This is a genomic window from Paenibacillus vulneris (assembly GCF_039543185.1).
Classification (GTDB): Bacteria; Bacillota; Bacilli; order Paenibacillales; family NBRC-103111; genus Paenibacillus_S; species Paenibacillus_S vulneris.
Map to the genome: position 1 here is coordinate 43,806 of NZ_BAABJG010000024.1, position 16,216 is coordinate 60,021.

Genomic DNA, 16,216 nt, shown 5'->3' on the forward strand with positions numbered 1-16,216 from the left:
CTCTTTAACTGCCAGTGACAGGCGGTTTATTGCATTGCAAGCCAAGAGGCTGTCCCCTGCAAGGATTGATCCTGCGGGAACAGCCTCTTGGCTGTGCGAGCTGCTGCTATGTGTCAGGTCGTCAGTTTCCTCTGCTCATGGCCGTTGCTCCAGTATAGGACAGCTCGACAATGCCGTAAGGCCGCATCAGCTCAACCATCGCATCCAATTTACCGAAATCGCCAACCGCCTGAATAATCATATGTCCCGGACCTACATCGATAACGGAAGCCCGGAACGTTTCCACGACGCCTAATATTTCCGGACGGCGGGAAGGCTCTGCCTCGATCTTGATCAAAGCAAGCTCCCGGGACACCATAGGCTTTGAGCTTATGTTGCGAATGCTGATGACATCTATCAGCTTGGAGAGCTGCTTCTGTACCTGCTCCAGAGTCCGGTCATCTCCGCTTGTCACAATGGTCATTCGCGATAATCCAGGCTCTTCCGTACCTCCGACGCTGATACTGTCAATATTAAAGCCCCGACGGCCGAATAATCCGCATACCCGCTGAAGCACCCCGGGCTGATCGTTCACAAGAATGGCTAACGTATGCTTTCCCATCATTCGAAATCCCCCATTATCATTTGATCCAGTCTTGTTCCTGCCGCAACCATCGGAAACACGTTCTCTTCCTTCGGAACCACGAACTCTACAAGCACGGGTCCCGGCGTGTCCATGGCCTCCTGCCATGCCTGGATAGCCTCGGCTTTTGTTGTTGCCCTCAGCCCCTTGATGCCGTATGCTTGCGCAAGCTTGACAAAGTCCGGGCTTCCCGCCAGATCGATATGGCTGTACCGGTTATCGTGAATCAGCTGCTGCCACTGCTTTACCATCCCAAGCACCTGATTGTTGATAACGACTATCTTGACCGGGATTTGATGAATGGCACATATCGCCATCTCTTGCGCGCACATTTGCATGCCGCCGTCCCCGTTCACTGAGATAACAAGCCGCTTCGGATTCGCTGCTTGCGCGCCTATTGCAGAAGGGAAGCCGAATCCCATTGTCCCTAGCCCCCCTGAAGTAATCAGTGAGCGGGGATGCTTAAATTGGTAAAACTGCCCGACCCACATCTGATGCTGGCCTACATCCGTCGTTATGATGGCCTCCCCATCGGTAGTATCACTGAGCATTTCAATGACAAATTGAGGCTTCAGCTGATGATCGGTGTCCTTATATCGCAACGGGTGCTTCCGTTTGTTATGGTTGATCTCTGCAAGCCATTCCCCTGTTGAAGCCACCGCTGCCTTCGTGTTTAAGTATTGCAGCGCCATTTTGATGTCGCCTACGCAGGGAATATCGGTCTTAATGTTCTTGCCAATTTCCGCAGGATCGATATCGATATGCGCTATTTGACGTGCTCTCGGGGCAAATCCGTCCACGCGCATCGTTACGCGGTCATCAAACCGGGAACCGATGGAAATAATCAGATCCGCGTTTTGAATAGCCGTGTTCGCCGTGTACGTACCATGCATGCCCGCCATGCCCATGCACAGCTCGTGAGAGCTTGGAAAGCCGCTCAAGCCAAGGAGCGTTGGAGTTACCGGAATCCGAGCTGCGCCGGCGAACGCGATCAGCTCTTCCGAGGCGTCGGCGTACACGACTCCTCCGCCAGCAATAATTACCGGTCTAGCCGATTGCTTGATCGCAAGGAGCAGTTTATCGAGCTGATCGTAATCCAGCTTAGGCGTCTCCCGGTAGCCTCGAATCGGTCTATGCTCATAAGGACGGTATACGGTCTTGTGGTTGGACACGTCCTTGGGGATGTCGATCAGTACAGGCCCTTTCCGCCCCGTATTGGCAATATGGAAGGCTTCATGAATAATCCTCGGCAGCTCCCTTACATCCCGGACCAAGTAGCTGTGCTTCGTAATGGGCATCGTTATGCTGACAATATCCGCCTCCTGAAAAGCATCCGTCCCCATCACCGTAGTAGGCACATTCCCGGTGATAACGACGAGCGGCACCGAATCCATGTAAGCTGTGGCAATGCCCGTTACCAGGTTGGTCGCCCCCGGACCGGAGGTGGCGATACACACTCCGACTTTGCCTGTTGAGCGCGCATAGCCGTCGGCCGCATGGATAGCCCCTTGCTCGTGCCGGGTCAAAATATGCTTGAATTCCGGATTGCCCACCATCGCGTCATAGATGTATAACACGTTGCCGCCCGGATACCCGAATACACATTCGACCCCTTCCTGCAGTAAGCCGCGCAGTAAAATCTCCGAACCTGTGACCATTTCATCGGTCAAATCCGCCTTCTTTGCTTGGGGTGCCAAGCTTGCATCTTGAACTTGTTCCACGGTATTCCCTCCTGAAATATAAAATCCCCTCCCGTCCCGAGCCGGCACAAATATGCCTGGCTCAAGGGACGAAAGGGGTTCATTTCCGCGGTACCACCCTGATTTACCGGAATCTCGCAATTCCGGCCTCATGAGGTAAGATGGTCATCTTACCTGCAGCACGATAACGTGTGCCATTCCGTTTGGGACTACTCGCCGTTTTCTGCCTCTCTAGGGATAGAGGCACGGCTTTCGAACAAAGGCTCCGAGACGACTTCGCACAAAGGATTATGGCGAAGGTTTCAGCTTTCCCTCCGCTCTCTGGGCATAAGAGCCCTTGCGCTTTTTTCTCTTCATCGCTATGCGTTTATTCAATCCAAAAACCCCTCCCATCCCAAGCAGGCACATGTCGTGCCATGTTCAAGGGACGAAAGGGGTTCATTTTCCGCGGTACCACCCTGATTTACCGGAATCTCGCAATTCCGGCCTCATGAGGTAAGATGGTCATCTTACCTGCGGCACGATAACGTGTGCCATTCCGTTTGGGACTACTCGCCGCTTTCTGCCTCTCTAGGGATAGAGGCACGGCTTTCGAACAAAGGCTCCGAGACGACTTCGCACAAAGGATTATGGCGAAGGTTTCAGCTTTCCCTCCGCTCTCTGGGCATAAGAGCCCCTGCGCTTTTTTCTCTTCATCGCTATGTGTTTATTCAATCCAAAAACCCCTTTCATCCCAAGCAGGCACATGTCATGCCATACTCAAGGGACGAAAGGGGTTAAATTTCCGCGGTACCACCCTGATTCACCGGAATTTCGCAATTCCGGCCTCATGAGGTAAGATGGTCATCTTACCTGCAGCACGATAACGTGTGCCATTCCGTTTGAAACTACTCACCGCTTCCTGCCTTCATAGGGACAAAGGTACGGCTTTCGGGACAAAGGCTCCGAGACGACTTCGCACAAAGGATTATGGCGAAGGTTTCAGCTTTCCCTCCGCTCTCTGGGCATAAGAGCCCCTGCGCTTTCTTCTCTTCATAGCAAACTGGATATTCTTGTTGGTCACTATATTAACATATGCAAACTTGATTTTTCAATACCCCGAGCATCCATTCTTTTACTTTTGAATAAAAGCTTAAGGTAAGGTCACCGCAGCAATTCCTAAGAAGTATTACTCCCTGCGGCCATGGAGTCCATTATTTTCCTGATCTATTCAGGGAAGTCATTTTACTTTGCCTTCCCCGGCATAATGCTGTACAAAGTCGATGCGCTGGGCCAAGGTCGGATGCGAGCCGACGAAGAATTGCACCAGCGGCGGAGGATTGACATCCGACAGGCTGTTGGCAGCCAGGTGTTGATATGCCCTTATCCCCTCATCGGGGTTCATTCTCAGCTGAATGGCATATTCATCGGCACTGTGCTCCTGCATTCTGGAAATCGCATTGTCGATGGGAGATGCTGCAAAGGTAAGCACGGATACCACCAGCAGCAGGATGGGAAGACCGGCAATATCCGAAAGACCCCTGAGTCGCAAGGTGGGGCCCCATCGCTGATGAATCCAGTTCCATAAGCGGTATACCAGCCAAAACCCGATAAAGCTTTCTACAATACCCCATAACGTCCCCCACAGTACATGCTTCTTCACGTAATGCCCCATCTCATGAGCCATAATGAACAAGATTTCATCCGGCTTCAGCTTTTGCAGCGTCGTGTCCCAGAGCACGATTCGGGTCGTAGCTCCGATCCCGCTGACATAGGCATTCAAGGTATTCGTCTGCCGGGATTTATCAACCTGGTACACCTGATCCGCAGGGATATTCGCCTGCCTGGCTTCGTCCAATATTTGCTGCTTCAGCTCCTGATTCTGTAAAGGCTTGAAATCATTAAAGATCGGCTCCATGACCACCGGCTGGATAAAGGTAAAGAACAACGTCAGCGGGATCGAGGCCGCCCAGCCTATTAGCCACCACCGTCTCGGGCTTTTGTTAATGACCCAGTACAAAAGCCAGTACATCGGAATGGAGACGATCAGATTCACGCCGAAGCTTTTGCCAAGATCCAGCATCCACGCTCCGAAGCTTTGATTGGTCAATCCGTAGGATCGGTCTAATTGATGCAAATAATAGCTTAACGGAAATTGGATCAGCTCCAGCAGAAGCTGCAGCATCAGCAGATAGACGGCCATTTGCAATAGCGACCATCGAAAGAGCCCTTCAGATCGCCGTCGCAGCCAGGCTGAAATCCCCAAAGTCAGCAGCAGAAATAGAATCCCCCACATGACCGGGGTCGATATAAAGTAAGAGAGATAGCCGATTGTTGACAGCCGGTGTATGCTTCGAATTTGCTCGTCCGTCATAAAGGTTCCCGGATCGGCAGGACCTCCGCGAAGCGCCTCCGGTACATAAGCCTCGGGCTGATGAAGGAAGTAGTAGCTTACCGCAGCGCAGTAAACGATTAGAATGACCAAGCCGATGAGTCCTCGTTTCATAATTCTCCTCCCCTTCGGATGTCTCGGATCAAACAGGCTATCTCCTCATTATAGTCCATTCTTTTCCTATTTATCACATCGAGGGAGGAGCAAGTCTTAACTTTAACCCTGTAAAGTGAGGCCTTGGCTTCGAAGCGGATTCTGTCACTTTGCGAGGAGCCCCGAAATTGATAGAACAAAAAACCTTGGCTGATGCCAAGGCTTTGTTCTCTACACGTGCGAAGCCTGTTACTGCTTCACCGTTTTATTATACTGCTGAATCTTGGACGTAATCTCCTTAGCGGCTGCGTCGAGTGCGTCCTTCGGCGATTTTTTGTTATTTAATACCTCCTCAATGGCTCCCTCAACGATCTGTCTGGCTTCAGGGAACACGCCCATCACAGCTCCTTGGGTCGCTGTATTCAGCTTCGTTTGATGCAGCTGATCGATGGCTGTCTGGAATTGCGGGAATTTCTTCAGATTGTCTTTCACGCTTTGTTCGTCATAAGCTTTCTTAGTAATCGGGAAGTAACCGGTATTAATATGCCAGTAGGCCTGCTCCTTAGGTGAAGTCAGGAATTTGATGAATTCCCAGGCCGCCTTCTGTTCGTCGTTCGACTTGTCATTCATTATCCATAAGCTGGCTCCGCCGACGACAACACCGCCTTCCTTGGCATTCGCCGGCTTCGGCAGGAAGCCTGTTCCTACCTGGAATTTCCCTTCCGCATTATCGACCAGCCCTTTCAGGGAAGCCGTCGATTCCAGAATCATCCCGACCTGCCCGGCCGAGAACGCCTTCTTGGAATCATCGGTTTTGCGGCCGAGGTTGTTAGCCGCCTTCGTATCGATCATTTCCTTCCACCAGGTCAGCGTCTTGATACCCGCTTCACTGTTCACGATAGATTCCGTTGCCAACGACGTCCTTCCGTTGCCGTTATTCACGTACTCGGCTCCCTGGTTGGCAAAAAACTGCTCCATGAACCAACCGTATATGGCGAAGTTCGCTCCTGTCGCTTTCCCGGTTTTCGTAATCGCATCCGCCGCTTTTTGCACCTCCTCGAACGTTTTGGGCGGCTTCTCCGGATCCAGTCCCGCTGCTTTGAACAGATCTTTATTGTAATAAAGGATAGGGTTGGACGTGTTGAACGGCATGGAATTCAGCTTCCCGTTCAGAGTGTAGTAGCCGGTAATATTGGGCTCCAGCTGAGTTAAATCGAATTTGTCCTCGTCGATGAATTTTTGCATAGGGGTAATCGTCTTGGAGTCAATCATAAAGCGGCTTCCGATCTCGTACATCTGGACAAGACTCGGGCCGTCCTTGGAGCCCATGCTCGCCTTCAGCTTGCTGAGCAAATCGTCATAGGTGCCTTGAAAAATCGCCTCTACTTTGATCTTATCCTGGGATGCGTTAAAATCCGCTACAAGCTGATCGACCACTTTGGTATTGGATCCGCCCATGGCATGCCAGAATACCACTTTTTTCTGTCCTGAAGACGAGCTTCCCCCCTTGTCGCCAGCTCCTGTTTCCGTGTTGCCTCCACAGGCTGTCGTAGCCAGCATGATAGCTGCAACCGCGAGACTCCATAACCCCTTTTTGCTCCTAAGCTTCATCGTTTCACGCCCCTAATCTGTTTGATGTATAGAAAACTTCAATATCGAAGTATCTCTAACCGATTGATTCTCTCGCTTATCCCTTGATAGCACCGGCTGTAATGCCGCGGATCAGCTGTTTGACACCGAAGGCCAGCATAATAAAGGATGGCAGCAATACAAGGGAAACACCGGCCAATATTAAATTCCAGGACATGACCTCTTCATGCTGAAGCATGGACACCCCGATCTGAACCGTTCTCATCGTCGGTTTGTTCGTAATGAGCAGAGGCCATAAATAGGCGTTCCAGTGGTTGATGAACACGTACACGAACAAGGTAGCTACTGCAGGACGCGACAATGGAAGAACGATTGAGAAAAAGGTGCGAAGCTGTCCGCAGCCGTCGATTTTGGCCGCATCGAACAGCTCGTTCGGAAGCTGCAGGAAAAATTGCCGCAGCAGGAATACGCCGAAAGCGCCGGCCATGAAAGGAACGATCAGCCCTTGATAGCTGTCCATCCACCCTAACGACTTGATAGTCAAGTAGTTGGGAATGACAGTGACCTCCCAAGGAATCATCATGGTGGACAAATATAACAGGAAGAGCGCATTCTTAAACCTGAAGGTCAAGAACGCAAATGCAAAGGCCGCCATGCTGGAAGTAACGACTTGACAGACGGTAATGGCTGAGGATACGACAAAGCTGTTCACGATAAAGCGGATAATTGGCACAGTCTGGAGAGCCTTAGTAAAATTGCCGAGATACAGCTGATGCGGGAATAACGGCGGCGGGAAGACCGCGACCTCTTTTTCCGTCATGAACGAGGAAAGGATCGTGAACAAAAGCGGATACAGCACAGCCAACGCGAGCGCGGCCAGCAGAAGATACAGAAGCGTTCGGAATAGTCCTCGTAGGATCACTGGTAATGCACCTTCTTTTCCAGAACTTTAAACTGGACGATTGTCAGGAGCAAAATAATAAGGAACAATATCAAGGCCTGTGCACTGCCTATGCCGAAGCGGAAATTGATAAATGCATCCTGATAGATGGAGAAAACAACGACGTTGGTGCTGTTAATCGGACCGCCCTTGGTCAAAATATTGATTTGGCCGAAGGCCTGAAAGGCGGAAATGACCGAGACGATGAGGACAAAGAATAAAGTCGGGGACAACAAAGGAAGCACGATCTGGATGAAGGTTCGGACAGGTCCGGAGCCGTCGATTTTGGCGCTCTCGTACAGCTCCTCCGGCACACCCTGCAAGCCGCTCAACAGGATAATATAGACGAAGCCCATATTCATCCAGACCGTCATTAACGAAACCGATAGCAACGCCCAAGAGGGATCGGCCAGCCAGGAGATAGGAGATATCCCCAGGAATCCGATAAAATAATTCAGCATCCCGGCCGTAGGGTGGAACAGCAGCAGCCAAATGATCGAGCCTGTACCGACGGAAATGACAATCGGCAGCGAAAATACGAACTGAAATACCTTCATTCCTCTCAGCTTGTTATGTGTCAGCGCCGCCAGCAAGAGAGACCATACAATCGTCGTTGGCACCGTCAGCACAATAAACATCAGGGTTACCTTCAGATTGGAATAAAATTGACCGGAGGAAAACAGGTCCACATAGTTATCCAGCCAGACGAAGGCGGCTACACGCCCGCGCGGATCCGTTAAAGTCATGCTAAGATAGACGGAGCGGAGCATCGGATAAAACAGGAAGCAGATAAACACAAGCAGCGATGGAGCCAAGAACAAGAACCCCAGCAGCTCTTCTTTCTTTTGGGATTTTTTTGCAGAAGCATTCGTAGACGCAGACATTGATGAGCCTCCTTTCCTTTTCAAAATTGGACAAAAAGGTAAAGCGCTTACTCGTGTCGCCTAAATAACCCCTTCCCTGCGGCTTCACCATTAGAAGAAACTTAGTATTTTCCGCAATGTTCGGGATCTATGGGCAAACAAAAACACATAAATCGCCTTCATCAATCGAAGCAACCTATGTGTATATTCTCCGGATCTCCTACACAATGTATTAACTTGTGAACTTATTGTAAACGCTATCAATCATACTGTCAACCATTATTTTCCGTTTTTATTTGTCCTGCGGTCTATTAATTCTAATAAGGTTATGTCCCGCCGTCCACTTCTTGTGTTCCGGAAACAGAACAGGCGGATGTATCGCATCCGCCCTTAATATCAGATTATTTCACTTTTTCCAGTGGAATGGTCCAGTCTGCTTCCGGAATCCAGGTGCTGTTCGCGAACTCCCAGCCCCTTACGGTTACCTTATCCTCGTAGACCTGCACGTACATGCCTTGCGATTTGGTCAGAGGCTCCGGATTGCGCGTAAGCCCTACAGAAGCATTGACGAACCAATGGAACGTCTCTTTGGTGTAGTGGTTGGAGCCGTTGTCGAAATCCTGATGCGTATGGCCGGAAATGACGAAGACATTCGGATACGGCTTCAAGATTTCCCTGAATTGATTGGCCCGAATTAATCGATGCGACCCTCCGTCCTGCCCGATCGCAGGCAGAGGCTGATGAATGAGCACGAAGATCGGCTTCCCGTCCGTAGTCTCCTTCAGCTTGGCTTCCAACCATGCCATCTGCGCGTCGGAATACCAGGCGCCTTCCCCTACCTCCGGCATTTCCTGAAGATAGGATTCCTGTGACATGAGGATGAAATGGTAGCCCTTGATATCAAAATCGTTATACGGCTTCGTATACCAGAACATCTTCTGGAATCGTTCCCTCGACTCGGCATCGGTCTTGCCGTTCGGCATCGAGGCCGTATTGAATGCGCCGCTCTTGTCGATCCATATATTATAATAATCATGATTGCCCATATTGGCGTACAGCTGCGGCAGCTTGTAGCTGCTCAATATCGATTGCAGCGACTTGTACTCGAGTTCCGTGCCGTAATCCGTTAAATCCCCGCCTAACAGCAGCGCATCTACCGGATGGCTGAAATACTGAATCTGGTACAGCGCGTTTCTCAATTTACGCGGCGTATTTTTATCATAGATCGAAACATGCAGGTCGCTTAATACAAAAAATGACAACAGCGGCTCTGTCGAAGCCACGGGCTTTACTTCTTCTATGACCGTATCTGTCTTGGTTTCTTGCTCCGTCCTCGAAGTAAAAGATTGGTACAGCATTTTAAATAAAGCGTTGACCGATCCGTCTACTACAACACTCATGCTAAGCAGCATTTTTACAAATTCACGTCTAGTCATACGATCCCTTCCGTTGTTACGCAACAATATCGGTATGTAATCCAGGACTTGGAGCCCTTACCCTATCATAACAATAACCCTCGTTATCTTCAAATCTACGATAGACCTATTTATAATGATAGACTAGGTGGAAAGAGTGCGCGGAGATAAAGAAGCTGAGCAGCTCTCTGTCCGCCCAGCCTCGACTATTACAGATTATTTAAATACCTTCATCCGTTCCTCTATCGGTTTGAACTGCTTCTCTCCGGGAGGAGCCGTCGGCTTCCCAAACGGCATTTGGGCAATCAGCTTCCAGGTATCAGGCAGCTTCCAGGCTTCTCTCACCTTCTCGTCGATCAACGGATTGTAATGCTGTAGATTGGCGCCAAGCCCTTCGCTTTCCAGAGCAGTCCAAATGACCATCTGAAGCATACCGTTCGATTGCATCGACCAGTTCGGGAAATGCTCCTTATACGAGGCGAATTGGGCCTGCAAGCCTTCGACGACAGCCATGTCTTCAAAATACAAAATGGTTCCGTAGCCGCTCCGAAACCCGTTCATTTTTTGCTCCGTTGACTGGAAGTCTCCCTTCACGATGGCGCGCAGCGTTTCTTTGGTCAAATCCCACAGCTTGTTATGCTGCTCTCCGAACAAAACCACCACTCTTGCGCTTTGCGAATTAAAGGCGGATGGTGTATGCTTCACCGACTCTTCGATAATTTGAACAATCCGGTCATCGGGGATCGGCGACTCCTTGCCGAGGCCATAAATCGTACGTCTTTCGCGTACGGCCGTCATAAAGTCCTTGCCCGTACTAACGGTTCCTGCCATAGTCTATCCCTCCAATATCCAAGTATTTTTAGCAACTGGCGTAGTATTTGCCTTAATATGGATGGCTATACCATGGGGAAGGCAAGAAAAAACGAACTGCCTGCGCAGTCCGTTCCCTGAATCATTGCTCTAGATTATTAGCCTTCCTGTCCGTTTCCAGCAGCTTGACCTTGGCATTCGTCAGAATATTGTTCTCAACCGTATAATTGGAGCTGCCCGTACCTGCGTATCGGGTTGATATCCCTTCGGACTCAATGTTAGAGGTCAGCGTATTGCCTCTGATGGTAGCCTCTTTAACGGTAGAAGGATTATTCCGGGTCCAATAATCTCCGATCATGACCATGTAATCCGTCGGTCTGGCAAATTGATTTGCTTCGAGCACGTTATTTTCGAACACGACCTTTGCAGCTTTGACCGCTTTAAAGGCATACAGCTTATCAATTAGCTCAAAGGAAGAATCGGTTACAGTCACTTCAGCCTTCTCATTGTTGACCAGAATGCCTTGATTGACTCTTATCGTACACCCGTTAAACGCATACGCTCCTGCATCATCCAGCATGATGCCCCCGTTAATCGAACCGCCTAATGACTCCAGATCGCAATCATTGTACGTACCAAGGGGTAAATTCATCGAGGTAGCATTGACAATTTTGATCCGATCAAAAATACTCCCTTTAGCTACGCCTCCGGTCATTGCTCCCCCGTTCAAGACAATGTTGCTTAAATGTATCGGGCTTCCCCAGATGGACAGCTCGCCGCTCTTATTGTTGTTCATCGTTACATTGGAAGCTTCAACGCCGAAGGGCTGCTTGCTGCTGATCGCAAACTTGGAATCCGTGAATGTCATACCGTCTATGCTAATATTCGGCCCCTCGAGGAATGTATAGGAATTATTCATCTCATTCCCTTCGAACTTCACATCGTGGTACGCATAAATGCTGGTACCGTCAAAATGATTGTCCTTGATCAAGGCGTTCGTAAAAGGAGGCGACACCGCCAAGCCAATGACACCTTTCGATGCCAGATGATTCCCCTCGACCGTTGCATTATGGCCATCATACAGAACCACATCATAGGATGCATTGTTATAGAACCGGTTCTCTTTAATAAAAATATTGCTGTTCATATGGCCGTTCTCGCCGTATCCCGCTTCCACATCAATCCCTGCCTGCGGAGCCGTTCCCTTGATGTCATGCAGCTCATTATTGGTGATCGTGACTTGATCGCCCCCGGCAATCGTTATCCCTTGTCTGCGGTTAAACGCAAACTCCGAATTTTTGACCACGACCTCCTTGGATACGGCACGCTGCCAAAATTCCACATAGGACCCGACGCTTCCCGCTTGCTTGAATACGATATTGAAGCTGGCTGCTCCATCAGGGATTTTCATAATTTGACGAACCTGCTGATCCTTTAAGCTTGTCAAAAAGCTGCCGTCCTGCTTGTAGAAAAAGACATCGAATGTATTCGGGAGCTTCTGCCGGTTGGACAGCTCGAATTCCCGCTCTGTTTGAAAAATAGGATTATTAAAGTTTAGCAGGCTCTTTAGACGGATTTTGCCGGGATCTGCAATCGGGTTGCCCTTCTCATCGATAGAACCCGATACAAAGCTCGTTTCGTAGAGATCCTGAATCATCGTCCCTTTGCCGCCTATAAATAAACCGTCGCCGGTAAAATTAACCGATTTGACCCCATCAATCGTCACGTTAATAGCGCCTTCGGTAACGATCCCGTAGCCGCCTTCGTGGGTTCCTCTTGCGGAGTAATCATGGCTATCCTTATCTCCCCGAAAGGTTCCTCCTTTGATGGTCACGTTATTGGCCCCGTAGCCGATGTGCAAAGTCTGATATCCTGTGAAGCCGTTCGTTTCCTTCTGGATGACCGCCTTCTCGTCAAGCTCGAAGGTCATATCGGGGACCATATTGATCCGAGCCGAGGTATCCAAAAATAATTTGGGATCCTGCTTTTTAATCAGATACGTTCCGGCCGGAACCTTGAATGTAGTCTTTCCATTCTCATGCGCCCATTTTAACGCATCATTAAAGCCCTTGGTCGTTTCTACCGGATGCGTGCCGTCGTCGTAGATTCCCCAATCCTTGGGAACCAATTGATACACCTTATCCGATGCATCGGCAGCTGTCCCGGCTGAATCCGCCGCGGCTGCGCTCCATTGAAAGGAAAATAATAAAACCAGAAGTAAAATAAGCCTCATATCATTTCTCCACCACTCTCCGCATTGGTTATCCTCTATTTTCAAAACCAGATGGACCGTCATACCCTGCTAGTACAAATCTATATGGTTCCCCCTTCCGTATTTGTCTCTCTATTAAGCCCTAGGAAGATTTTGTCATACTATGGCATATGTTTCAAGAAAGACCAAAGTCACAAAATCAAGCTAATGCTCGTTATCCCATAGGTATGTTAGAAGAGGGGATGAAAATACAAGACAATAGAACTATCCGCGGTCTGGGTCTAAAGACATGAGAAGAGTCTGCAATGCGAAGTCATGGGTTCAAAAGCTGGATCAGATACTTTGCGGGGAACTCCCGGAACTTATATAGGATCAAAAAAGCATCCTCATCCCTCGCCATGGGCAAAGGATAAGGATGCTTCAAGCTAAAGCTTACGGATAAAAGGTGTTTTGCGGGGTCGTTGTCGGACACCAGCGGGATTTCAGCAGAAAGTCGATCAGCACGTTTTTGGCTGTATCCGTACCGATGTAATGCAGCGCTTCCGCCGCATGACCGCGAACGTACCGGTTATCGTCCTCCAATGCCTGCTCCAGCGCAGGAACCGCTTTATCTGCCGCTGCTCCCATCCGGCAAAGCGACAGACCTGCTGTGAAACGGACCTGGACGTCCTCATCTTGAAGACATTGGATCAATCCGTCCACAACCTGTTCGGTTGGTTCACCGATCAAGGCAATCGCCTCGGCAACGGTTTGGCGAATCACAGCAGGGGTGGACGGCTCCAGCAAGGCCAGAAGCTTCGGAACGGAAGAGGAAGCCAGCCCGCGCAGCTCACCGAGAGCGAAGGCGGCATGAACAACGGTCTCCGTGCGCTCTGCAGAGAGAGCTGCCTCCAGCCCGGCCACGGCTCCGGCACCTGCTGCCGATAATCCGTAGGCGGCTGTCCGCGACACCTTAACGCTGCTGTGATGGAGCCCTTGAAGCAGCGCTTCGATTCCATTGGCTCCCCTAGCGGCCAGACCGTATGCGGCGTTAATCGCATTAGGCTCGAAAGCATCCTCAAGCTGAGCTGCAAGCTCCTGAACTTGAGCGTCATCCGCCTGAACGGTGTCGGCCAGACTCCCTACTTGACCGGAGAGCCAGTTCCAGGTGTCTCTCCACATCTCTTCATGCTCTACGATGCTGGTGCTGAATGACACCGGCTTCCTCCATTCCCGGTCCGTGCAATCCCAGCTCGGAGACGTCGGGGCTTCTGTTCTCATGAATTCGAACTTGAGCATATATCTTGGCTTGCCAAGAATGTTCGGTGTCGAGCGATGCCAAATATCGTAATGGATCAAAGCAAAGGTCCCTGCCTTGCCGCTTGCAACGGCTTCTCCCTCCACATCATCCGATTCAAATGTACGGGTCTCGTAATTTTGAGTTCCCGGCAGGACGCCGGTAGGTCCCAGCTCCACCGGAGTATCCTGAGGGAAATACATGACCATTGCCCACCAAGGATGGTGATTGCGCATTTTTTTGTAGCCCCAGTAGCTGTCCTTGTGCCACCCTCCCGCTTTAGGAGAGGCATTGAAATGACCGTGACGGTGCGTATGCATCAGGTAGTTCGGTCCAAGCACACTCGTTAAAGCCCCTGTCACGATAGGGTGGTCAAACACCTTCTGCAAATCGCGGAGACGCGGCAGCAGGTTATTGCCCGGATTCCCCTCTTCCTCGTATACCTGATTCAGCTGCTCTGTGAGCCTTTGATGAAATTCCTCTGGAAAATCTGTCTTAAGGATCAAAAACCCTTCCGTGATAAACCTTCTCATTTGCTCATCATTTAATAGTACAGGTACTTCGCGGCCCATGACATTGCCTCCTTAAATTTGGTTCATATTGTGTTCTTGAATCAAATTATAGTCATCGGGCTGGAGGCTTCACATACAGAATGCTAATTCAAATTTGCACAAAAGTAAGGATTATTCGAACAAACCAAGGTCCTCCATGTCGAGAACACGGTCCGCCCACTCCTGGTAAAACGACTGTTCATGAGATACGAGCAGGATACTACCCGTAAATTTGATTAAAGCACTCTTCAGCGCATCTTTGGTCTCGGCATCCAGATGATTGGTCGGCTCATCCAGAATCAGGACGTTGGAACCCTTAAGCAGCATTCGGCACAGCTTCACCTTGGATTGCTCTCCGCCGCTCAGTGTTCGGATGGATTGCATGACATGAGCTTCCTTGATACCGCATCGGGACAGATGCCGGCGTATATCCTTCCCATTCATTTGCGGGAAGGCCTCGGCTATAATCTGGACCGGTGTCATTCCGTCGTCCTCCCAGCGCAAATCCTGCTCAAAATAGCCGAGCCTTGCTTGCTCCGCAAATTTGAATGTGCCGGAAAGATGGGGGAGCTTTCCTACCAAGGTCTTCAGCAGAGTGGACTTGCCTATGCCGTTAAAGCCGGTAATAACCAGCTTCTCCCCGCCGGCCATGGAAAAATTCAATTTAGGCAGCAGCGGCTTCCCGTAGCCTACCTCCAAATGACTGACCTCAAGCACCGCATGCGAGGTAAGCGGCAGCTCCCTGAATGTAATGGACGGCTTAGAGACGAAAGTCGGAGGGGCGATTCGTTCCAACCGGTCAAGCTGTTTTTGCCGGCCTCTTGCGATTCGGGAATTGACACCCGCTTTATTTTTACGGATATAGGCTTCGGTCTGCTCGATCTTCTTCTGCTGGGCATGGTATTGACGAATATGGTCCTCCCGCAAGTGAGCCTTCTGCTTCAAAAATTGCTTGAAGGTGCCGTAATATTTCCTTACGGTTTGGCCTTCAATATCGCAGATGCTCGTAGCCACGGCTTCCAGGAACGCATAATGGTGGGTTACCACAATGAAGGCCTGCTTGCTAAGGGATAAATACTCGGCCAGCCAGTCAACGTGCTCCTTATCGAGGAAATTCGTCGGTTCGTCCAGCAGCAGCACGTCCGGCTTCTCGAGCAATAGCTTTGCCAGGATGACTTTAGCTCTCTGACCGCCGCTTAAGCTCTCAATGGACCGGTCAATCCCTATCGCATCGATTCCTAAACCGTGCACTACTTTGTTGATAAGGCTATCGATAGAAAAATAATCGAGAGCGTCAAGGCGCTCTTGTACCTCTGCGGCTTTCAGCAGCAGCGCTTCATCGCCCATGGCTGCGCTCTGTTCATATAATCGGTTCAGCTCCGCTTCCAGCTCGTAAGCCTCCGCAAAAGCGGCTTGGAGGTACTGCAGAATCGACTTGCTTCCGCTGATTTCGGCGTATTGATCAAGATGGCCGATTTTACAATGGGGCTGCCATTTAATAGTTCCGCTATCCGGGATGATCTCGCCCGTCAAAATACGGATCAGGGTGCTTTTCCCCGTCCCGTTTTGGCCGACGACTCCCAAATGCTCTCCCTTATAAAGCTCCAGCTGAACGTTTCTGTATAAAACTTTATCCCCGTAAGCATGGGACATATCGTACACTTCAAGCAAACTCATTTTGCATTCCTCTTTTCCTTAAATATGTGAAAAACAAAAAAAGCAGAAGGCAACTGCACCCTCAGGTGCAAGCCTTCTGCTTCTCTGTACACAGCA

At 50.1% G+C, this 16,216-nt stretch carries 11 protein-coding genes; all 11 read right to left on the minus strand.

The features are described from left to right. Positions 1–121 precede the first annotated feature (121 nt). Positions 122–604: an acetolactate synthase small subunit gene (gene ilvN, locus ABEA66_RS21905; RefSeq protein ID WP_079912870.1), complete on the minus strand. Its 483-nt coding sequence runs from the start codon at positions 602–604 to the stop codon at positions 122–124. Next, positions 601–2,280: a biosynthetic-type acetolactate synthase large subunit gene (ilvB, locus tag ABEA66_RS21910; RefSeq protein ID WP_345590896.1), complete on the minus strand. Its 1,680-nt coding sequence runs from the start codon at positions 2,278–2,280 to the stop codon at positions 601–603. The genes ilvN and ilvB overlap by 4 nt, the downstream gene beginning before the upstream one ends. Before the next feature lie 1,261 nt (positions 2,281–3,541). After that, a complete protein-coding gene (locus ABEA66_RS21915; protein ID WP_345590776.1) occupies positions 3,542–4,807 on the minus strand; it encodes a M48 family metallopeptidase in 1,266 nt (421 codons plus the stop codon). A gap of 228 nt (positions 4,808–5,035) precedes the next feature. Beyond that, a complete protein-coding gene (locus tag ABEA66_RS21920) occupies positions 5,036–6,397 on the minus strand; it encodes an ABC transporter substrate-binding protein (RefSeq protein WP_345590778.1) in 1,362 nt (453 codons plus the stop codon). A gap of 76 nt (positions 6,398–6,473) precedes the next feature. Further along, positions 6,474–7,298 (minus strand): carbohydrate ABC transporter permease, encoded by an 825-nt coding sequence (locus tag ABEA66_RS21925; RefSeq protein WP_079908928.1) that lies wholly within the window; start codon positions 7,296–7,298, stop codon positions 6,474–6,476. Beyond that, positions 7,295–8,200, minus strand: coding sequence for a carbohydrate ABC transporter permease (locus tag ABEA66_RS21930; RefSeq protein ID WP_079908927.1), 906 nt, complete (start codon positions 8,198–8,200; stop codon positions 7,295–7,297). Before ABEA66_RS21930 ends, ABEA66_RS21925 begins: the two co-directional genes overlap by 4 nt. 380 nt (positions 8,201–8,580) lie before the next feature. Next, positions 8,581–9,615: a metallophosphoesterase family protein gene (locus ABEA66_RS21935; RefSeq protein WP_079908926.1), complete on the minus strand. Its 1,035-nt coding sequence runs from the start codon at positions 9,613–9,615 to the stop codon at positions 8,581–8,583. A 195-nt stretch (positions 9,616–9,810) separates the two neighbouring features. Further along, on the minus strand, positions 9,811–10,425 hold the full coding sequence (locus ABEA66_RS21940; RefSeq protein ID WP_345590781.1) for a nitroreductase family protein: 615 nt from the start codon (positions 10,423–10,425) through the stop codon (positions 9,811–9,813). A 121-nt stretch (positions 10,426–10,546) separates the two neighbouring features. Then, positions 10,547–12,637 (minus strand): right-handed parallel beta-helix repeat-containing protein, encoded by a 2,091-nt coding sequence (locus tag ABEA66_RS21945; protein ID WP_345590783.1) that lies wholly within the window; start codon positions 12,635–12,637, stop codon positions 10,547–10,549. A gap of 411 nt (positions 12,638–13,048) precedes the next feature. Next, positions 13,049–14,464, minus strand: a complete 1,416-nt coding sequence (locus tag ABEA66_RS21950; protein WP_345590785.1) for a HEAT repeat domain-containing protein — start codon at positions 14,462–14,464, stop codon at positions 13,049–13,051. Positions 14,465–14,575: 111 nt separating this feature from the next. Continuing rightward, positions 14,576–16,120: an ABC-F family ATP-binding cassette domain-containing protein gene (locus ABEA66_RS21955; RefSeq protein WP_345590788.1), complete on the minus strand. Its 1,545-nt coding sequence runs from the start codon at positions 16,118–16,120 to the stop codon at positions 14,576–14,578. Between the last annotated feature and the right edge of the window lie 96 nt (positions 16,121–16,216).